The sequence below is a fragment of the Rhodanobacter sp. FW106-PBR-R2A-1-15 genome, assembly GCF_058789735.1.
The window spans coordinates 77,369-95,951 of record NZ_JBYTEM010000007.1 but is presented as its reverse complement, the minus strand read 5'-3'; the positions used below and the strand labels follow the sequence as shown (position 1 = coordinate 95,951).

General features: G+C 68.8%; 19 protein-coding genes. 14 read left to right on the top strand and 5 right to left on the bottom strand.

Annotated elements, in window-relative coordinates; all coding sequences use genetic code 11:
* The first annotated feature begins 21 nt into the window (after window positions 1-21).
* A complete protein-coding gene (locus tag AC3WTD_RS06005; protein ID WP_492613215.1) occupies window positions 22-3,405 on the top strand; it encodes a GH92 family glycosyl hydrolase in 3,384 nt (1,127 codons plus the stop codon).
* Between the two features lie 109 nt (window positions 3,406-3,514).
* Here AC3WTD_RS06005 and AC3WTD_RS06000 read toward each other — a convergent pair whose 3' ends face one another.
* The 4 genes from AC3WTD_RS06000 to AC3WTD_RS05985 form a co-directional block, all read right to left on the bottom strand.
* Window positions 3,515-4,126: a 2OG-Fe(II) oxygenase gene (locus tag AC3WTD_RS06000; RefSeq protein WP_492613214.1), complete on the bottom strand. Its 612-nt coding sequence runs from the start codon at window positions 4,124-4,126 to the stop codon at window positions 3,515-3,517.
* A gap of 23 nt (window positions 4,127-4,149) precedes the next feature.
* Window positions 4,150-4,368, bottom strand: a complete 219-nt coding sequence (locus tag AC3WTD_RS05995; protein ID WP_492613213.1) for a DUF3820 family protein — start codon at window positions 4,366-4,368, stop codon at window positions 4,150-4,152.
* Between the two features lie 26 nt (window positions 4,369-4,394).
* Window positions 4,395-5,207, bottom strand: coding sequence for a class I SAM-dependent methyltransferase (locus tag AC3WTD_RS05990; protein ID WP_492613212.1), 813 nt, complete (start codon window positions 5,205-5,207; stop codon window positions 4,395-4,397).
* Window positions 5,208-5,303: 96 nt separating this feature from the next.
* Window positions 5,304-6,776, bottom strand: coding sequence for an AAA family ATPase (locus AC3WTD_RS05985; protein ID WP_492613211.1), 1,473 nt, complete (start codon window positions 6,774-6,776; stop codon window positions 5,304-5,306).
* A gap of 102 nt (window positions 6,777-6,878) precedes the next feature.
* Between AC3WTD_RS05985 and AC3WTD_RS05980 the strand changes: the two genes are divergently transcribed.
* From AC3WTD_RS05980 to AC3WTD_RS05940, 9 genes are all read left to right on the top strand, one after another.
* The gene (locus AC3WTD_RS05980) at window positions 6,879-8,048 is read left to right on the top strand and encodes a PQQ-dependent sugar dehydrogenase (protein WP_492613210.1); all 1,170 of its coding nucleotides are present in this window, start codon (window positions 6,879-6,881) and stop codon (window positions 8,046-8,048) included.
* Between the two features lie 65 nt (window positions 8,049-8,113).
* The gene (locus AC3WTD_RS05975; RefSeq protein ID WP_492613209.1) at window positions 8,114-8,737 is read left to right on the top strand and encodes a YbhB/YbcL family Raf kinase inhibitor-like protein; all 624 of its coding nucleotides are present in this window, start codon (window positions 8,114-8,116) and stop codon (window positions 8,735-8,737) included.
* Window positions 8,738-8,867: 130 nt separating this feature from the next.
* Window positions 8,868-9,023 carry a DUF1328 family protein gene (locus AC3WTD_RS05970; protein WP_027491500.1) on the top strand — a complete coding sequence of 52 codons (156 nt, stop codon included), beginning with the start codon at window positions 8,868-8,870 and terminating at the stop codon, window positions 9,021-9,023.
* A 53-nt stretch (window positions 9,024-9,076) separates the two neighbouring features.
* A complete protein-coding gene (locus AC3WTD_RS05965; protein WP_492613208.1) occupies window positions 9,077-9,439 on the top strand; it encodes an ElaB/YgaM/YqjD family protein in 363 nt (120 codons plus the stop codon).
* A 23-nt stretch (window positions 9,440-9,462) separates the two neighbouring features.
* Window positions 9,463-9,933 carry a hypothetical protein gene (locus AC3WTD_RS05960; protein WP_027491498.1) on the top strand — a complete coding sequence of 157 codons (471 nt, stop codon included), beginning with the start codon at window positions 9,463-9,465 and terminating at the stop codon, window positions 9,931-9,933.
* Entirely contained in the window at window positions 9,930-10,253 is a 324-nt protein-coding gene (locus tag AC3WTD_RS05955) for a hypothetical protein (protein WP_492613207.1), read from the top strand. Before AC3WTD_RS05960 ends, AC3WTD_RS05955 begins: the two co-directional genes overlap by 4 nt.
* Window positions 10,250-11,413, top strand: coding sequence for an AI-2E family transporter (locus AC3WTD_RS05950; RefSeq protein WP_492613206.1), 1,164 nt, complete (start codon window positions 10,250-10,252; stop codon window positions 11,411-11,413). Before AC3WTD_RS05955 ends, AC3WTD_RS05950 begins: the two co-directional genes overlap by 4 nt.
* 119 nt (window positions 11,414-11,532) lie before the next feature.
* Window positions 11,533-12,831, top strand: a complete 1,299-nt coding sequence (locus AC3WTD_RS05945; RefSeq protein WP_492613205.1) for a M24 family metallopeptidase — start codon at window positions 11,533-11,535, stop codon at window positions 12,829-12,831.
* A gap of 50 nt (window positions 12,832-12,881) precedes the next feature.
* Window positions 12,882-13,127 carry a hypothetical protein gene (locus AC3WTD_RS05940; RefSeq protein ID WP_027491494.1) on the top strand — a complete coding sequence of 82 codons (246 nt, stop codon included), beginning with the start codon at window positions 12,882-12,884 and terminating at the stop codon, window positions 13,125-13,127.
* Between the two features lie 42 nt (window positions 13,128-13,169).
* Here the strand turns inward: AC3WTD_RS05940 and AC3WTD_RS05935 are convergent, their stop codons facing one another.
* On the bottom strand, window positions 13,170-13,967 hold the full coding sequence (locus tag AC3WTD_RS05935; protein WP_492613204.1) for an undecaprenyl-diphosphate phosphatase: 798 nt from the start codon (window positions 13,965-13,967) through the stop codon (window positions 13,170-13,172).
* 352 nt (window positions 13,968-14,319) lie between these two features.
* On the opposite strand from AC3WTD_RS05935, the gene AC3WTD_RS05930 reads away from it, so the two are divergent.
* From AC3WTD_RS05930 to glnA, 4 genes are all read left to right on the top strand, one after another.
* Complete coding sequence (locus tag AC3WTD_RS05930; protein ID WP_027491492.1) at window positions 14,320-15,081, top strand: TorF family putative porin; 762 nt, start codon at window positions 14,320-14,322, stop codon at window positions 15,079-15,081.
* Window positions 15,082-15,104: 23 nt separating this feature from the next.
* On the top strand, window positions 15,105-15,443 hold the full coding sequence (locus AC3WTD_RS05925; protein ID WP_027491491.1) for a P-II family nitrogen regulator: 339 nt from the start codon (window positions 15,105-15,107) through the stop codon (window positions 15,441-15,443).
* A 173-nt stretch (window positions 15,444-15,616) separates the two neighbouring features.
* Complete coding sequence (locus tag AC3WTD_RS05920) at window positions 15,617-16,939, top strand: ammonium transporter (RefSeq protein ID WP_492613203.1); 1,323 nt, start codon at window positions 15,617-15,619, stop codon at window positions 16,937-16,939.
* Between the two features lie 189 nt (window positions 16,940-17,128).
* Window positions 17,129-18,538: a type I glutamate--ammonia ligase gene (glnA, locus tag AC3WTD_RS05915; protein WP_027491489.1), complete on the top strand. Its 1,410-nt coding sequence runs from the start codon at window positions 17,129-17,131 to the stop codon at window positions 18,536-18,538.
* The last annotated feature ends 45 nt before the right edge of the window (window positions 18,539-18,583 follow it).

Below are 18,583 nucleotides of genomic sequence, written 5' to 3'. Positions count from 1 at the left end.
TCGCGGACGGCGGGGGCGGACATGGTCGGATCGGGACGGGAGGCGTGGCGGGTTGCATCCGGCGGGCTATGCCTGGGCCTCTGCCTGGCCTGCCTGCTGCTGAGCCCTGCGGCCGGCGCCGCGGACACCAGCTTTCTGCGTTCGTTCGAAAGCGGCGAACCGGCGCCGGCACCGCCGCTGGCCGGCGCCGCATTCACGGTCGAGGTGGCCGGCGGCCCCAGTCAGGCGGCGGCATTGACGGCCAAGCCGGGCGTCGGTTTCGCCGGACAGCGTTCGCTGCGCTACCGCGGCAGCCGCGGCGGGCAGCAGCAGGCGGAGCTGTACGCGGTGGAGCTGCCGGTGCGGCCGGATACGCAGCTGTCGTACCTGATCTTCCCGCAGTCGAACGGGGGCGACCTGCGCAACCCGGCCACCTACGTGGCGGTGGACCTGCTGTTCGACGACGGCAGCCGGCTGTCCACCCGCGGCGCGCGCGACCAGCACCGCATCGGCGCCGCGGCGCGCGCGCAGGGCGAGGGTCGCACGCTGTATCCGGACCAGTGGAACTACCTGGCGATCGACGTGGGCGCGGTCGCCGCCGGGCGCACGATCAAGCGCGTCGTGCTGATGCACGACGGCCCGGCCGCCAGCTTCGAGGGTTACCTGGACGAGCTGCGTCTCGGTGCCGTGCCCGTCGATGCGCGCCGGCGCCCCAGCGAGTTCGTCGACACCCGCCGCGGCAGCAACTCCAACGCCCGCTTCTCGCGCGGCAACGCCTTCCCCGCGGTGGCCGTGCCGCACGGCTTCAACTTCTGGACGCCGGTGACCGACGCCGGCTCCGACTGGATCTATCAGTACCAGCAGCGCAACGGCGCCGACAACCGCCCGCGGCTGGAGGCGTTCGCGCTGTCGCACGAGCCGAGCCCGTGGATGGGCGACCGCCAGACCTTCCAGCTGATGCCGGCCGCGGTGGCGCATGGCGCGCCCAGCGCGAACCGCGCGGCGCGCGCGCTGAGCTTCAGCCACGCGAACGAGACCGCGCACGCGCACACCTACCGCGTGGCGTTCGATGACGGCATCGTCACCGAGATCGCGCCGACCGGTCACGCCGCGATGTTCCGCTTCACCTTCGCGGGCGACCGTTCGCAGCTGGTGTTCGACAACCGCGACGACCGCGGCGGCATCATGTTGAACCCGGCCACGCGCAGCTTCAGCGGCTGGTCCGACGTGAAAAGCCGCCTTTCCGCCGGCGCCACCCGGCTGTTCTTCTACGGCGTGCTCGACCAGCCGGTGCGCGAAAGCGGCCGGCTGCGCGGCGGGGGCCGCGACCACGTGGCGGCCTGGTTCGGCTTCGACACCACGAAGACGAAGGTGGTGAACCTGCGCATCGCCACCTCGCTGATCAGCGTGGCGCAGGCGCGGCACAGCCTGGCGCTGGAGATCGCGCCGGGAGAAAGCTTCGACGACGTGCGCGGGCGCGCGCAGCGGCAGTGGGATACGCAACTCGGCATCGTCAGCGTGGATGGCGCCAGCGCCGACGAACGGACCACGCTGTATTCCAACCTCTACCGCCTGTTCCTATACCCGAACGTGGCCTACGAGAACACCGGCAGCGCGGCGCAACCGCGTTATCGGTATGCCAGCCCGTTCTCCGCGCCGACCGGCCAGGACACGCCGACGCACACCGGCGCGCGCGTGCTCGACGGCAAGCCCTACGTCAACAACGGCTTCTGGGACACCTACCGCACCGCGTGGCCAGCCTACGCGCTGCTCACGCCGAGCAAGGCGGGCGAGATGATCGACGGCTTCGTGCAGCAGTACCGCGACGGCGGCTGGATCGCGCGCTGGTCGTCGCCCGGCTACGCCGACCTGATGGTCGGCACCAGCGCCGACGTGGCCTTCGCCGACGCGTGGCTGAAAGGCGTGCGCCACTTCGACGTGCGCGCGTTCTACCAGTCCGCGCTGAAGGATGCCACCGTGGTCAGCCCGCTCGCCGGCACCGGCCGCAAGGGGCTGCAGCGTTCGATCTTCAACGGCTACACCGATACCGGGGTGAGCGAGGGGTTGTCGTGGTCGATGGACGGCTACATCAACGACTTCGCGATCGGCAACCTCGCCGCCGCGCTGGCGCGGCAAGCAGCCACGGACGACCCGTACGCCGCGCACTACGCCGCCGACGCGGCGTACTTCCGCCGGCGCGCGCTGGGCTACGCCAACCTGTTCGACCCCGCAGTCGGCTTCTTCGTCGGCCGCGACGCCGCGGGCCGCTGGCACCACGACGCGCAGGATTTCGACCCGCTGCGTTGGGGCGGCGACTACACCGAGACCGACGCCTGGAACATGGCCTTCCACGCGCCGCAGGACGGCGTCGGGCTGGCCGCGCTGTACGGCGGCCGCGACGCGCTGGCGACCAAGCTCGACGCACTGTTCGCCACGCCGGGCGAGTTCCACGTCGGCAGCTACGGCGAGCCGATCCACGAGATGCTGGAGGCGCGCGACGTGCGCATGGGCCAGTACGGCCACAGCAACCAGCCCTCGCACCACATCATCTACATGTACGACTTCGCTGGGCAGCCGTGGAAGGCGCAGGACAAGCTGCGCGACGTGCTGAGCCGCCTCTACGTCGGCAGCGAGATCGGCCAGGGCTATCCCGGCGACGAGGACAACGGCGAGATGTCCGCCTGGTACCTGTTCAGCGCCGCCGGCTTCTACCCGCTGCGCATGGGCACGCCCGAATACGTGATCGGCGCGCCGTACTTTCCGCACCTGGACATCGCGCTGGAGAACGGCAGGCACCTGGTGATCGACGCGCCGGCAGTCAGCGACCTCAACCGCTATGTGCAGGGGCTGCGCGTCAACGGCAAGCCCTGGGACAAACTGACCCTGCCGCACGCGCTGCTGGCGCAGGGCGCCACGCTGGAGTTCGCCATGGGGCCGCGACCTTCGCGCTGGGCCAGCGGCGACGATGCCGCGCCGTCATCGCTCACTGCCGCAGGCCTGCCGCAGCCGTGGCGCAACCTGCTCGACCAGCGGCTGGGCCGCGCCCGCGCCGTGCCCGCCATCGCCGGCCTGCCGCTGCTGTTCAACCACGACTCCGGCGCCGAGGTGGCGCTGCCCGCCGCATCGACCACGATCGACTGGCGCTTCGCGCGGCCGCTGCGGGCGAGCATGCTCACGCTGACCGCCGGCAGCACGCTCGCGGCGCCGTCGGGCTGGCAGCTGCAGGGCTCTGCCGACGGCCAGCACTGGTCCACCCTCGATACGCGCCGCGACGAACGCTTCGCCTGGCCGCAGCAGACCCGCGCCTTCGCCGTGCGGGAAGCGGGTGAGTACGCGTACTACCGGCTGCGCCTTGACCCAGCGCCGGATGGCGCCCGCCAGGCCCTCGCCGAAATCGAACTGCTCGGCGTCGCCCCCGACCCGTAGGAGCCCGCTCGCGGGCGATGCTTCTGGAGCCGGGATGACCAGACGTTCGTCTGTTGAGAGCCGGGATTCGGGATTCGCAAGATCAAAAGCATCGCCCGCGAGCGGGCTCCTACGCGATCTGCCCGGGGCTGCGCTGGCGCATCCAGCAGGCGATGCTCAGGCGCTCGCGCGTGGCCGGCAGCACCTCGTGCTCGAACTGCGCGGAAAGGAACAGCGCCAGCGTGCCGGCGCGCGGGAGAACGTCACGGTGCGTGCCGTCGCCCAGGTACAGCCGCAGCGCGCCGCCGTCGGCTTCCTGCCAACCCTCGTTGAGGTAGAACACCGCCGACAGCACCCGCGCGTCGCTGTCGCGCAGGCGGTCCAGGTGCCGCGCGTAGCGTGCGCCGGGCGCATACACCGCGTAGTGCGCCTCGCTTTCCACCAGGCCCAGCATCAGCTCGCGGTTGAGTGCGCGGCGCAACGCGTCGATGCGCGCCACGAAGGCCTGCTGCGGCGGGCTCGGTGCGGCGAAGTCGAGCCACTGCGTGCGGTCGCCGCGCAGCGCCGTGGCGGTGCGTGCCGCCCCGACCCGCGCCGGCGTCAATCGCTGCGCCACATGCAGCGCCGCACACTCGTCGGCCAGCGCACGGGTCTGCGCCGTCGTCAGCAGGCCGCCCAGCACGCAGCAGCCCTCGCTGGCCAGGGCATCGGCGGCAGTGCGGAACAGGCGGTCGTCATCCATGCGCGCAGTGTAACCAGCGCGGCTCATGGCGGGCGCTGGCGCAGCGGCTGCAGCAACCGGGACAAGCCGTTATGGTCGATCTCCAGCATCAGCGCCAGCAGCCGGCCCAGCTCGCCGGCAGGGAAACCCTTGCGCGCGAACCAGGTCAGGTAAGCCCCGGGCAAATCGGCCAGCAGCCGGCCCTGGTACTTGCCGTAAGGCATGCGCACCGTCACCAGTTTCTGCAGGTCCTGCGCTTCCATCGATGCCTACTTCGCGAACGGCTGCCTCACGGTTTCACCAACTTCAACGTCATCCGATCCGACTCGCCGATCGCCTTCATCTGCGCGTGCTCGTTGTCGGGCCCGGACAGATCCGGCGGCAGGCGGTGCACGTTGATGTCTTCCGGGTCGTTCGGGTTGGCATTGATCTGCGATACGCCGGCCACGCGAAAACCGGTCTTGAGGGCCAGCGCGATCAGGTAATCCTCGGGGAGACGGTGCAATGCCCCGGCGCTTTCCACGCCATCGGCGAACGGTTTGGCGCGGTGTTCGGTGACGCCGAACACGCCGCCGTGCTTGAGCACGTTGAACGCAGCCTTGAACACGGCATCGAGCGTGGCCGGACTGTGGTTGAGCCAGTCGTGCGTGTTGCGGAAGGTGAGCACCATGTCGGCGGAGTTGTCAGCGCCCAGCTTCACCTGCTCCGGTGGGGCGAATGGGACGATTTTTGCGATGTGTCCGTACACCGCCGGGTCGGCCTTGAGCTTGGCGATGAACTTCGCGGCGGATGGTGGCGCCGCTTCGACCAAGTGGCCGTGCGCGTGGAGAAAAGGTGCGAGGATCTCGGTGTACCAGCCACCGCCGGGTGCCAGCTCGACCACCGTCATGTCCGGCTTGATGCCGAAGAACTGCAGGGTCTCGAGCGGATGCCGATATTTGTCGCGGGCCCGGTTCGCGTCGGAGCGCCAGGGGCCGTTCACCGCTTGCTGCAGCGCCGCGGTGGTGCTGTCGGCTGTGCTGGAGGGAGCGGCGCTGGCGACGGCCGGGGGCAGCAGGGCCGCGAGCAGCAGGATGAGCAGCTTGCAGGTACGACGAAACATGGTTCGACCCTCCTGACGATGGGCGTTCCAGACTACGCCGAAACGGGGCGCGGGGTCGCCACCGCGCCGGCGTTGCGCAGCGCGGCTCTGCGTCGTTCAATCCGCCGCCACGCAGCGCCCCTGTGCCCACGCCCGCAGCGCGTCCACCTGCTCGCGCATCAGCACCGATAGCGGGCGGGTCTGCTGCAGCGCGTGGAGCAGGGTGGCCTGGTCTGGCGGCGTGCCGTTGCCGGCGGCGTCGTACAGCGCGCTGACGATGGTCTGTTCGATCTCGGCGCCGGAAAAGCCGTCGCTGGCGGCGGCGAGGGCGGGCAGGTCGAAGCCGGCGGGATCGAGCTTGCGGCGTTTCAGGTGCATCGCGAAGATCTCGGCGCGCACGGATTCCTGCGGCAGGTCGACGAAGAAGATCTCGTCGAAGCGGCCCTTGCGCAGCAATTCGGCAGGCAGCTCGTTGACCGCATTCGCGGTGGCGACGACGAACACCTTGGCCTTGCGCTCGGCCATCCAGGTCAGCAGGTAGCCGAGCACGCGGCGCGACACGCCGCCGTCCTCGCCGCCGCCGGCCAGGCCCTTCTCGATCTCGTCGATCCACAGCACGCATGGCGCCAGCAGCTCGGTGCTGGCCAGCGCCTCGCGCAGGTTCTTCTCGGTTTCGCCCTGGTACTTGTCGTACAGCGTGCCGAAGTCCAGCCGCACCAGCGGCACGCCGAAGCCGCCGGCGATCGCCTTCGCCGCGAGACTCTTGCCGCAGCCCTGCACGCCGAGCAGCAGCACGCCTCTGGGCGGGTCGAGCACGGGGTCGGGCGCGGCGGCGAGGAACACCGCGCGGCGCCGCGCCACCCACTCGCGCACGCGGGCCACGCCGGCGATATCGGCGAAGCTGGCGGTGGCGTACTCGTAATGCAGCAGGCCGGAGCGGTTGAGCAGCTCGAACTTGGACTGCATCAGCACCGGCAGGTCGTTCGGGCCGAGAGCGCCGTCGGCGTAGATCAGCTTGCGCACGATGCGCCGCGCGTCCGGCGCGGACAGCCCGAGCAGGTTGCGCACGATGGTGCGCGCGGCGTCGTTGTCCACCTCGATGCGGCGGTTCTGCTCGCGCTGCCAGGCCGCTGCCTCGCCGCGCAGGATGCCGGCCAGTTCCTTCAGGTCGGGCAGCGCCAGCGGCACGCGCAGCGACAATGCCTCCAGTTCCTCGGGCAGCTCGACCTTGGCGCCGACCAGCACGATGGTGTGCGCGGCCGAGCGCTGGCGCTGCACGATCTCGCGCAGCTGGCGCAGGCTCATCGCGTAGCCGAGCAGCCCGTGGAAATCGAACATCAGGTAGATGCCGCGCTCGTCCTGGGCGCGGATCGCCTCCAGCGTGGCGGTGGCGTCGGGCGCCACGCCGCCGGCGGCGGCGAAGTCCAGCCGCTGCAGGCCGTCGGTCAGGGTCCAGCGCCACAGCGGGTGCAACGCCTGCGCGATCACGTGGCGGAAGCACTCGATCACCCGCTGCTCGTCCACCGTCTCGATCACCAGCAGCGGCGTGGCCGCGCGGACCAGGGTGGTGAGGTCGTCCAGTTCGCTCATGCGGTCCCCCCGAAAGGGCGCAGTCTAGCGGGCGGCAGGGTTTCTGGCTGCATGCGCTCCGGTATACGCTGCGCCTCCCCTCTCGATCACGGAGCCACCGCCATGCGCCTGCTGCTGCCGTTGCTGCCGTTGCTGCTGGTCCTGTCGTCGCTGCCGGCGCTGGCCGCGCCGCCGCTGGATCGGCTGACCCTGCCCAAGGGTTTCCACATAGCGCTGTACTCCGACCAGGTGCCGGATGCGCGCGAGCTTGCGCTGGGCGCGAAGGGCACGGTGTTCGTCGGCTCCAACGATGCCGGCAAGGTCTACGCACTCACCGACACGAACGGCGACGGCGTCGTCGACAAGGTGCGGGTGATCGCCAGCGGCCTGCAGCTGCCGGTGGGCGTGGCGTTCAAGGATGGCGACCTGTACGTCTCGGCGGTGAGCCGCATCTACGTGCTGCGCGATATCGAGAACCGCCTGGACGATCCGCCGAAACCCGTCGTGGTCACCGACAAGCTGCCCAGCGAGACCCACCACGGCTGGAAGTTCATCGCGTTCGGCCCGGACGGCAAGCTGTACGTGCCGATCGGCGCGCCGTGCAACATCTGCGACCCGGCGCCGGCGTACGGCAAGCTGATCCGCATGAACGCCGACGGCAGCGGCTGGCAGGACGTGGCCCACGGTATCCGCAACTCGGTCGGCTTCGACTGGCAGCCGGGCACGCGGCGCCTGTGGTTCACCGACAACGGCCGCGACCTGATGGGAGACGACCTGCCCAGCGACGAATTGAACGAGGTCACCGGCCCCGACCAGCACTTCGGCTACCCGTACTGCCACCAGGGCGACACGCTCGACCCCGAGTTCGGCAAGGGTCGCCGCTGCAAGGATTACGTGCCGCCGGTGCTGAAGCTGGGCGCGCACGTGGCCGCGCTGGGCATGCGCTTCTACGAAGGCCGCATGTTTCCGCCCAGCTATCGCGGTGCGATCATCGTGGCCGAGCACGGCTCGTGGAACCGCACGCGGAAATCCGGCTACCGGGTGATGACGGTGCGCCTGCACGGCAGCAAGGTGGTGGCGTACGAGCCGCTGATCAGCGGCTTCGAGCGGGACGAAAGCGCCTGGGGCCGCCCCGCCGATGTGCAGCCGCTGCCCGACGGCAGCGTGCTGGTCAGCGACGACCTGGCCGGGGCGGTGTATCGGGTGACGTATGGAAGCCGGGATTCGGGAGACGGGATTCGGGATTCGCAAGAGCGCCCGCGCGCGAGCGTAGATGCCCCCGCAAGCCCATGAGGGTAGGCTTGTCGTAGCGCGTTTTTCCGTATCCCGAATCCCGCCTCCCGAATCCCGGAGCTCTTATGCACCTACGCAGCGACAACTTCGCCAACGGCCAGCCAATTCCCGCCGAGTTCGCCTTCGGTAAGCGCGGCGATCCGGTCGCGCTGTCGGACAACCGCAGCCCGCAGCTGGCGTGGAAGGGCGCGCCGGCCGCCACGCGTTCGTTCGTGCTCACCTGCATCGACTCCGACGTGCCCAGCCGCGGCGACGACGTGAACCAGCCCGGTCGCAGCGTGCCGGCCGACTTGCCGCGAGTGGAGTTCGTGCACTGGCTGATGGCGAACATCCCTGCCGAGTGCGGCGAGTTGGCCGCGGGCAGCTGCAGCGACGGCGTCACCGCGCATGGCAAGCGCGCGCCGTTCGGGCCGCCGGGCAGTGTGCAGGGCATCAACGACTACACCGGCTGGTTCGCCGGCGACGCTGACATGGGCGGCGATTATCTCGGCTACGACGGCCCGTGCCCGCCGTGGAACGACGCGCTGCTGCACCATTACCACTTCAAGCTCCACGCGCTCGACACGGCTGCGCTGCCGCTGCACCACGGCTTCACGTTGGCCGAGTTGCGCGCGGCAATGGCCGGCCACGTGCTGGCCGAGGCGGAGCTGGTCGGCACCTACAGCCTGAACCCGGCGCTGGCCGGCTGAACCCGCGTAGCGCAAACGTCGGCAGCGCGTGCACGGCGCTGCCGGCACCCTTCACACCCGCATGGCGCAGGCTGTGGGTGAATGGCCGCAACGGCGGTTCCCCGCCACCATTCCCCCCGAGGACGCCCCCATGCTTCACTACGCCCTGGTTTTCCTGGTCATCGCAATCATCGCCGCCGTGCTCGGCTTTGGCGGCATTGCAGGTGCCGCGGCCGGGATCGCGAAAGTCCTGTTCATCATCTTCCTCATCCTGGCGATCATCGCGTTCTTCCGCCGCACCAGTTGAGTGCGACCATCGAACCGCGACTGTGCCACCATGAGTCTTCTCCGGAGCATGCCATGAACGAGCAAATCCAGCCCCCCGGGCCGGCCGCCGGTGACCGCATCGACCAGCGCGCCGAGCGCATCAAGCAGGCCACGTCCGAAGCAGTGGCGGCCACCAAGGACAAGGTCGAGCGCGCCGCCGACCGCGTCGAGGAAGGCCTGCACCATGCCACCGACAAGGCCGCCGGCGCCGCCCACAAGGCCAGCGACAAGGCGGCCCGGGTCGGCGAGCGCGGCCGCGAGGTCTACGACGAGACGAGGGACCGCGCCGACGCCTGGCTGGAGCAGGTGCGCGACTACGTGCGCGAGAAGCCGGTGCAATCGGTCGCCATCGCGCTGGGCGCCGGCTGGCTGCTCGGCCGCATCCTGCGGCGTTGACCCACGCGGCACGGGGGCCGGGGATGCACGACGAGGAAGGTGAGTCGCCCCGTGCAGCGCCGTCGCCGGAGCCGTCGCCGCCACCGTCCGGGCTGCTTGACGAGCTCGGCCGGTTCGGCCGCGCGGCGAGGCAGCTGTTCGGCGCCCAGGCGCAACTGCTGGCGGCGGAACTGGGGTTGGCACGCAGCGCCGTGTCATGGCTGTTGCTGGCCGGCTTGGCCGCCACCGTCGCCGGCGTCGGGCTCGGCCTGACCCTGCTCGGTCTGGCCGGCGTGCTGCTGGCAACGTGGTTCGATTCGTGGATCTGGGCGCTGCTGCTGCTGGCGCTGCTGCAGGTGCTGTTCCTGTTCGGCGCGATCGCGCTGTTCCGCCGCTGCATGCACTGGATGAGTCTGCCGGCCACACGCAGCGAGTGGGGTGCGATGATGCGCGCGGGCCTGCAGCCGGCGGAGCCCACCGCCGAGCAGGATCGCCGCGCGGAGGATCGGGCATGAGCCTGTTCAGGCAGGTGGCAAAGGTGCAGGCGGCGCAGCGACGCGTGCATGCGGCGCGCCATGCCCTGGCCCCGCCGACGGCGGCGCTGCTGGGCCGCGGCCGCGAGTATCCGTTGACCATGGTGGGCACCGCGGCCGGCGCCGGCTTCGTGCTGGGCAGCCTCAACGTGCATCCGTTGCGGGTGCCGGGGCTGGGTGCGCTGCTCGGCGACCACCTGGCCGAAGTGGCCGCCCACGCGGTGCGGCTGGTCGCGGAACTGGCAGCGGTGGCGCCGGTCGCCGCGGCCGCGGCGCATGCGGCGGACGACGAGCCGGCATGAGCGAATCCGCACCGGTACTCCCGCCGGCGCCCGGCGACGCCGCCGCCACGCCGCCGGCGCCACCGGCGACTGGCACGGCGTTGCACCCGGAGCCGCCACGGCTGGCCGCCGCGCGCGCCACGCGCCGCCACCTGCGTGCGCTGCGCGTGGTGCTGAACACACTGCTGCTGCTGGCGCTGCTGTACACCATCACGCTGAGCAAGGCGCTGTTGATCCCGCTGGTGCTGGCCGCGTTCATCGGGCTGGCGCTGAACCCGATCGTGGCCTTCGGTACGCGCCTGCATCTGCCGCGCTGGCTCACCGCCAGCGTGTTGATGCTCGGCCTGATCGTCGGCATCGGCAGTGGCGTGGGCCTGCTGGCGCAGCCGGCGGTCGGCTGGTTCCACGACGCGCCGGCGGCGATCAAGAGCTTCGTGCCGAAACTGCGCAGCTTCACCCGGCCGCTCGAAGCAGCCAACCGCGCCACCCAGACCCTGGTCAGCGGCAGCACCCGTGCGCCTGCGCCGCAGGCCACGCCGATCTCGATCAGCGCCTGGGACGTGGTTGCCACCACGCCGAAGGTGCTCGCCGCGGTGCTCGGCGTGCTGCTGCTGGTGTTCTTCTTCCTGATCTACGGCGACTCGATGCTGCGCCGGCTGGTGGAGATCACCCCCGGCTTCACCTACAAGCGGCACGCGGTGAGCATCGTGCGCGGCATCCAGACCGAGGTGTCGCGCTACCTGCTCACCGCGCTGCTGATCAACGCCAGCCTCGGCGCGGTCACCGCCGGCATGCTGTGGCTGTACAAGGTGCCCGATCCGCTGCTGTGGGGCGCGGTGGCGATGTTCGCCAACTTCATTCCCTACGTCGGCGCGATCGTCACCACCTCGCTGCTGGCGGTGGTGTGCATGCTCTACGCCAGCGACGCCAGCCTGGAAGTGTTCCTGCCGGTGTTGACCTTCGCCGGCATCACCGCGGTGGAAGGCAACCTGATCACGCCGCTGATCCAGGGCGCCAGCATGCGGCTGTCGCCCATCGCCATCCTGCTGTGGCTGCTGCTGTGGGGCTGGCTGTGGGGCATCCCCGGCGCGCTGCTGGCGGTGCCGATGCTGACCTGCACTAAGCTGATCTGCGAGCGCGTGCGCGGCTGGGAGTGGTTCGCGCACATCGTGCAGCGTTGAGCGTCCGCAAGCGGCGTAACCTCACCGCGATGTGGCTTCGCCGTCGCGGAAGAGCCGTGCGGTTGCCGCCGGGATGGTCCGAATCGCTGCCACGAGCAGCTGCATACAGGGGAGCAATGATGGAAACCAGCAACACGATCCACCTTGGCCGGCGGCGCTTCCTGCAGGCCTCGGCCATGGGTGCGGCGGCCTTGTCGACGAGCCTGCTGGCGGGCGAGGCCGTGGCCCGACAGGGCACCGGCTGCGCCAGCTTGCCGCCTTCGATCATGGCGCTGCAGCCGGTACAGTCGCAGATCGTCCCCATCACCGACGCCGAACGCCGGGCCCGCCTGAACCGGGCGCAGCAGTTCATGGCCGAAAACAAGATGGATGCCATCTTCATGGATGGCGGTGCCTCGCTGAACTATTTCACCGGCATGCACTGGTTCACCAGTGAGCGGACCATGGGCATGCTGCTGCCCAGGTCGGGGGATCCGATCTACATCACACCTGCATTCGAACTGAGCCGCGCGCTGGAGCAGATCAAGTTCGGCCATGACGTGCGTGCCTGGCAGGAGCACGAAAGTCCCTACGAGAAGATCGCGCAGATCATGGCCGAGCTGCACGCGTCCACCGGAACGCTGGGCATCGAAGATCAGGTACCGTTTTCCCGCGCCACCAACATCGGCAATGCGATGCCGCACGTGCGGCTCGTGTCCGCCATGCCGGTTACCGCCGGCTGCCGTTCGATCAAGAGTCCGGCCGAGCTGGCCCTGATGCAGGTCGCCAACAACGCGACGCTGGCGGTGTACCACGCCGTGTGGAAGGCGCTCGAACCCGGCATGACGCAGCAACAGGTGCTGGACTGGATCGGTGCCGCCTACGGACGTCAGGGACTGGCAGGCGAGGCGATCGTCAATGTCGGAAAATACTCCGCCCAGCCGCACGGTTCGATCGCTCCGCAGAAAATCGTCGAAGGCACGGTAGTGCTTATCGACGAGGGCTGTTTCGTGGAGGGCTATCAGAGCGACATCACCCGTACCTTCGTCCTGGGCAAGGCCTCCGACAAGATGAAGAAGGTATTCGGCATCGTGCAGAAGGCGCAGCAGGCGGCGCTGAAGGCGGCGCATCCGGGTGCCACGATGGAGTCGGTGGATGCCGCCGCCCGCAAGGTGATTGTCGACGGTGGCTACGGACCGGACTACAAATATTTCGCGCACCGCCTCGGTCACGGCATCGGCATGGACATGCACGAGTGGTACTACCTGGTACGCGGCAACAAGCGAAAGATCCTGGCAAACATGACCTTCAGCGATGAACCGGGTATCTACATTCCCGGCGAGTTCGGCGTGCGGCTCGAGGACATCATGTATGTCACCGATGACGGTGCGCGATGGTTCACGCCACAGAGCCCGTCCATCGAGCAGCCTTTTGGCTAGGCGTTCCGCCGGACGATTCCATTGATCAAGACCGGACCCAGGTGCCGCGCATGCTGGCCGCGTGCCTGCTGGAGAAGGACATGCCGGAACCGGTGATGACCGACGTCCGCTCCACCGGCAAGCCGGTGTGGATCGTCTACCTGCGGAAGCAGCAGCTGTCGGCGCGCGTGCAGGCCTTCATCGAATGGGTGCGCGAGCTGTTCGAGCACACCAGCCAGCCGGGCCAGCACATGGCCGGTGCGCCGAAGGCCGCGTCGAAACCGCTGCATGGGAAGGCGTTGGTCGAAGCCGCGTAGGCGCTGCATCCAGCAACGGCCGCACCTCCGGCCGCGGCGGGTTCAGGCACCGGCCGGCACCAGCAACAGCAGCGCCACGCCGAGCGCGATGCGGTAGACCGCGAACGGGGTGAAGGTGTGGCTGCGGATGTAGCCGAGCAGCCACTTCACCGCGATGAAGGCGACGATCGCCGAGACCACGAAGCCGACGACCAGCGCGGTCCAGTCCTCGTGTGCGGCGCCGCCGTCTTTCACCACCTTCAGCAGCTCGTAGCCGGTGGCCGCGTACATGGTGGGGATGCCGACCAGGAACGCGAACTCGGTGGCCGCCGCGCGGTTGCTGGTGCCGAACAGCAGCGCCGCGAAGATCGTCGCGGCCGAGCGCGAGGTGCCGGGGAAGATGCCGGCGGCCATCTGCGCAATGCCGACCAGGATCGCCACCTTCCAGGTCACCGCGCTGCGCTCGGGCTGGCGCGCGGCCAGCCGCTCGGCGGCGATCATCCACAGGCCACCGATCACCAGCGCCCAGGCCACCGGGGTCACCGTCTCCGGCAGCTTGAAGCCCAGCTTCACCGCGACGAAGCCAAGTACCGCGGTGATCAGGAACGCCACCGTGAGCTTCAGCAGGTAGTCGCGGTTGGCCGCGTCGCGCCACTGCGTCAGCAACTGCCAGATACGCCTCCAGTAGATCAGCGTGACCGCCAGGATTGCGCCGGCCTGGATGCCGATGTTGAACAGGTCCGAGCGCGCGCCCAGGCCGAACTTCTCGGCGATCAGCAGGTGGCCGGTCGAGGAGATCGGCAGGAATTCGGTGATGCCTTCGATGATGCCGAGCAGGATGACATGGAGCAGGTCGGTCACGGGTGGGTCCGTTGGCGGGCGGGGGTGGGACGCCGTCGAGCGGATCGCCGGCGTGAAACGCCATAGCTTACGGGCTTTGCCCTCGCGCCAGATGGCTGCAGGCTGAGCGACCGGTCGGAACGCGCACGCACTGCAACAGTGCAAACCGGCCGCGCCGACGGGTGCGGATGGTGCTAACGCCGGTGCGGGGCGTTCGCGCACGGCGTCGCCAACGCCGTCACGGCAACGGTTTGCGCCCGTGGCACGCGGCTTGCTGAGCATGACAAGCCATGCAAACGCATGGCCGTGTCGCGGTGGCTCATGGACGTCTGGACGGCCATTCGCGCGACGTCATCAGCGGAGGGCGCGGTCCATGCAGCGAAGCTGGTTGTACATGGTGGTCGTCGCGCCGTGCTGTGCCGCTTCCGGCCACGCATCGGCGCAAGTCGGCGAGGTGCCGGCCAGCCGGTGGGTGGTCAGCGCCGGCATGGTCAGCGACTACCTGTTCCGCGGCCTGTCGCAGACCGATCGCCAGCCTGCCGTGCAGGCCGGCGTCGAGTTTGATCATGCCAGCGGCTGGTACGTGGGCGGCTGGGGCAGCAATGTCAGCTGGCTGTCCGATGCCTCGACGTCCGCCGCACTGATTTCAAGCAGCGTGGAGCTCGACCTCTACGGCGGCTGGCGCGGCAGCTTCGGCAGCGACTGGAGCGGGGACGTCGGCGTGTACCGCTACCAGTACCCCGGCAGTTATCCGGCGCGCTTCACCCTGCCGAATACCACCGAGGGCTATGTCGCGCTGGCCTGGAAAAGCGTGTCGCTGAAGTACTCATACGCGTTTACCGACCTGTTCGGCTACGCCGGCAGCCAGCACAGCGGCTACCTGGACCTGTCGTGGAACCAGCCGTTCGCGCCGGGCTGGCTGCTCAACGCGCATGTCGGACACCAGCACGTAAGGAACGTGCGCGGCGCCTCGTTCAGCGACTGGAAGCTGGGCGTGACCCGGAACTTCGGCAGCGGTTGGTCGGTGGCACTGGGTTACTGCGACACCAACGCGAACGCGTCGATCTACACCAATGCGCGCGGCCACTACCTGGGCCGCGCTACCGCGCTGCTGAGCGTGGCCAGGTCGTTCTGAAAGACATACACCCGGAGCCATCCATGAAAATGATCACCAGCGTCATCCGTCCGTACAAGCTCGACGAGGTCCGCGACGCGCTGGCGCATGCCGGCGTGTCGGGCATCACGGTGACGGAGGTGCGCGGCTTCGGTCGCCAGAAGGGCCACACCGAGCTGTATCGAGGAGCCGAGTACGTGGTCGATTTCCTGCCCAAGCTCAAGGTCGAGGTGGTGGTGCCCGACGAGCTGCTCGACGCGGCGCTGGAGGAAATCCAGCGCGCCGCGCGCACCGGCAACGTCGGTGACGGCAAGGTTTTCGTCACCGGCGTGGAGCAGGTGCTCCGCATCCGCACCGGCGAGCTCGACGCCGATGCGCTTTGACCCACTTCCGTCATTCGCGCGCAAGCGGAGATCCCGTGTCTTTGGTCGTTTGCCGAGCATATGAAGGCGCTGGATGACCAGCTTCGCTGTTGATAAAGCGCCTCCCGCTTTCGCGGGGATGACGACCTTTAGCAAGCGTCATCCCCTCTGACCCGCATCCTGTGAGGTTTTCCATGAAACAGTTCAGGTTCCACCGTGGTGTCGGCGCGAGCTTGGCGTTGGCCCTGACCGCGCCGCTGCTGCACGCCGCCACGCCCGCGCCCGTGGTCGACAAGGGCGACGTGGCGTGGATGCTCACCTCCACCCTGCTGGTGCTGCTGATGACGGTGCCGGGGCTGGCGCTGTTCTACGGCGGCCTGGTGCGTGCGAAGAACGTGCTGTCGGTGCTGATGCAGGTGCTGACGGTGTTCTCGCTGCTGCTGCTGCTGTGGGTGGTGTACGGCTACAGTCTCGCCTTCAGCGGCGGCGGCGCGGTGATCGGCAATTTCCACAAGCTGTTCCTGCACGGTGTGACCAAAGACACGCTGGCGGCCACGTTCAGCGCCGGCGTGGCGCTGCCGGAGTACGTGTTCGTGGCGTTCCAGGCCACCTTCGCCGGCATCACCGGGGCGCTGATCGTGGGTGCGCTCGCCGAGCGCATGCGTTTTCGCGCGGTGCTGCTGTTCACGGCGATCTGGTTCACCTTCGCCTACCTGCCGATCGCGCACATGGTGTGGGCGGGGCCGAGCGGCTTCCTGTTCGCCCGGGGCGCGCTGGATTTCGCCGGCGGCACCGTGGTGCACATCAACGCCGGCGTGGCCGGCCTGGTCGGCGCCTGGCTGGTCGGGCCGCGGCTGGGCTTCGGCCGCGAGCCGATGAAGCCGCACAACGTGACGTTCACCATGGTCGGCGCGGCGCTGCTGTGGGTGGGTTGGTTCGGCTTCAACGCCGGCTCCAATCTGGAGGCGAACGCGGGCGCGGGGCTGGCCTTCATCAACACCCTGCTGGCGGCGGCGGCGGCGGTGCTGACGTGGCTGGCGGTGGAGGCGGCGATGCGCGGCCACGCGTCGATGGTGGGTGGCGCCTCCGGCGCGGTGGCTGGCCTGGTCGGCATCACCCCGGCCTGCGGCACGGTGGGGCCGATGGGCGCGATCGTGATCGGCGCAATGGCCAGTTTGTGCTGCGTGTGGGGCGTGACCCGGCTGAAGAAGCTGCTGCGCGCGGACGATGCGCTGGACGTGTTCGGCGTGCACGGCGTCGGCGGCATCGTGGGCGCGTTGCTGACCGGCGTGTTCACCGCGCCGGGGCTGGGCGGCACCGGTGCGGCGAACTATTCGGTGATCCGCCAACTCGGCGTGCAGGCGCTGGGCGTGGGTATCACCGTGCTGTGGAGCGGCGTGGTTTCGGTGCTGGGCTATCTGGTCGTCAAGCTGGTGTTCGGCCTGCGCGTACCCTACGAGGCCGAGCGCGAGGGGCTGGACATTACCTCGCACGGCGAAAGCGCCTACGATGGCTGAGCGGGGCATCGGGCAGCGGGATCGGATGAGTCATGATGGTGCAATATGGCCTTTGTATTGCACCATCACGTTTCCTTCTGATTGGCCCGAGGCAGCGAAAACTTCCGTCAGCCGTTGCTGCGCAACGGCTGCAGCCATTGGCACGGGCCTTGCTCAAGCCAGCTCACCATCCATCGCCGAGGTTGCTCCATGTCCGCCAACAAAGTGCTCGACCTGATCCAGGAGCATGAGGTCGAGTTCGTCGACTTCCGCTTCGCCGACATGCTCGGCGTGCACCACCACGTCACCTTCCCGGCCCACGCGATCGACGAGTCGACCTTCGAGGACGGCAAGATGTTCGACGGTTCCTCGATCACCGGCTGGAAGGGCATCAACGAGTCGGACATGATCCTGCTGCCCGATCCGGACACCGCCCACCTCGACCCGTTCAGCTCGCACACCCAGCTGATCCTGCACTGCGACGTGCTGGAGCCGTCGACCATGCAGGCCTACGGCCGCGACCCGCGCTCGATCGCCAAACGCGGCGAGGCGTTCCTGAAATCCACCGGCATCGCCGACACCGCGTTCTTCGGGCCGGAGCCGGAGTTCTTCATCTTCGATTCGGTGCGCTGGCAGAACGATCCGGGCCGGGTGTTCTACGAAATCGGCTCCGAGGAAGCGGCGTGGTCGTCGCGCTACAAGTACGACGGCAACAACAGCGGCCATCGCCCGGGCGTGAAGGGCGGCTACTTCCCGGTCAGCCCGGTCGATTCGCTGGGCGACCTGCGCGCCGACATGTGCAAGGTGCTGGAGTCGCTGGGCCAGAAGGTCGAAGTGCACCACCACGAGGTAGCGAACGCCGGCCAGTGCGAGATCGGCGTGAAGTTCAACACGCTGGTGAAGAAGGCCGATGAACTGCTGACGATGAAGTACGTCATCAAGAACGTGGCGCACCAGAACGGCAAGACCGTCACCTTCATGCCGAAGCCGCTGGTCGGCGACAACGGCTCGGGCATGCACGTGCACCAGTCGCTGGCGAAGAACGGCGAGAACCTGTTCGCCGGCGACCTCTACGGCGGCCTGTCGCAGACCGCGCTGTGGTACATCGGCGGCATCTTCAAGCATGCCCGCGCGATCAACGCCTTCGCCAACTCCACCACCAACAGCTACAAGCGGCTGGTGCCGGGCTTCGAGGCGCCGGTGATGCTGGCCTACTCGGCGCGCAACCGTTCGGCGAGCTGCCGCATCCCGTACGTGGCCAGCCCCAAGGGCCGCCGCATCGAGGTGCGCTTCCCCGATCCAATGAACTCCGGCTACCTGGTGTTCACCGCGCTGATGATGGCCGGCCTGGACGGCATCATCAACAAGATCGACCCGGGCGCGCCGGCCGACAAGGACCTGTACGACCTGCCGCCGGAAGAGGAGAAGAACATCCCGCAGGTGTGCTCCAGCCTCGACGCCGCGCTGGAAGCGCTGGACAAGGACCGCGAGTTCCTGAAAGCCGGTGGCGTGTTCACCGACGACTTCATCGACGCCTACATCGAGGTGAAGATGAAGGAAGTGACCAAGTACCGCGCCAGCACGCATCCGCTGGAGTTCCAGATGTACTACTCGCTCTGATCAAAGGCGGCTGCAAGCGCGGGCACATCGGAACGACAACGGGCG

Coding starts and splice junctions, on each gene's coding strand:
- AC3WTD_RS06005 (WP_492613215.1), top strand. CDS start 22: ATGGTCGGATCGGGACGGGAGGCGTGGCGGGTTGCATCCGGCGGGCTA.
- AC3WTD_RS06000 (WP_492613214.1), bottom strand. CDS start 4,126: ATGGATGACGACCGCCTGTTCCGCACTGCCGCCGATGCCCTGGCCAGC.
- AC3WTD_RS05995 (WP_492613213.1), bottom strand. CDS start 4,368: ATGGAAGCGCAGGACCTGCAGAAACTGGTGACGGTGCGCATGCCTTAC.
- AC3WTD_RS05990 (WP_492613212.1), bottom strand. CDS start 5,207: ATGTTTCGTCGTACCTGCAAGCTGCTCATCCTGCTGCTCGCGGCCCTG.
- AC3WTD_RS05985 (WP_492613211.1), bottom strand. CDS start 6,776: ATGAGCGAACTGGACGACCTCACCACCCTGGTCCGCGCGGCCACGCCG.
- AC3WTD_RS05980 (WP_492613210.1), top strand. CDS start 6,879: ATGCGCCTGCTGCTGCCGTTGCTGCCGTTGCTGCTGGTCCTGTCGTCG.
- AC3WTD_RS05975 (WP_492613209.1), top strand. CDS start 8,114: ATGCACCTACGCAGCGACAACTTCGCCAACGGCCAGCCAATTCCCGCC.
- AC3WTD_RS05970 (WP_027491500.1), top strand. CDS start 8,868: ATGCTTCACTACGCCCTGGTTTTCCTGGTCATCGCAATCATCGCCGCC.
- AC3WTD_RS05965 (WP_492613208.1), top strand. CDS start 9,077: ATGAACGAGCAAATCCAGCCCCCCGGGCCGGCCGCCGGTGACCGCATC.
- AC3WTD_RS05960 (WP_027491498.1), top strand. CDS start 9,463: ATGCACGACGAGGAAGGTGAGTCGCCCCGTGCAGCGCCGTCGCCGGAG.
- AC3WTD_RS05955 (WP_492613207.1), top strand. CDS start 9,930: ATGAGCCTGTTCAGGCAGGTGGCAAAGGTGCAGGCGGCGCAGCGACGC.
- AC3WTD_RS05950 (WP_492613206.1), top strand. CDS start 10,250: ATGAGCGAATCCGCACCGGTACTCCCGCCGGCGCCCGGCGACGCCGCC.
- AC3WTD_RS05945 (WP_492613205.1), top strand. CDS start 11,533: ATGGAAACCAGCAACACGATCCACCTTGGCCGGCGGCGCTTCCTGCAG.
- AC3WTD_RS05940 (WP_027491494.1), top strand. CDS start 12,882: ATGCTGGCCGCGTGCCTGCTGGAGAAGGACATGCCGGAACCGGTGATG.
- AC3WTD_RS05930 (WP_027491492.1), top strand. CDS start 14,320: ATGCAGCGAAGCTGGTTGTACATGGTGGTCGTCGCGCCGTGCTGTGCC.
- AC3WTD_RS05925 (WP_027491491.1), top strand. CDS start 15,105: ATGAAAATGATCACCAGCGTCATCCGTCCGTACAAGCTCGACGAGGTC.
- AC3WTD_RS05920 (WP_492613203.1), top strand. CDS start 15,617: ATGAAACAGTTCAGGTTCCACCGTGGTGTCGGCGCGAGCTTGGCGTTG.
- glnA (WP_027491489.1), top strand. CDS start 17,129: ATGTCCGCCAACAAAGTGCTCGACCTGATCCAGGAGCATGAGGTCGAG.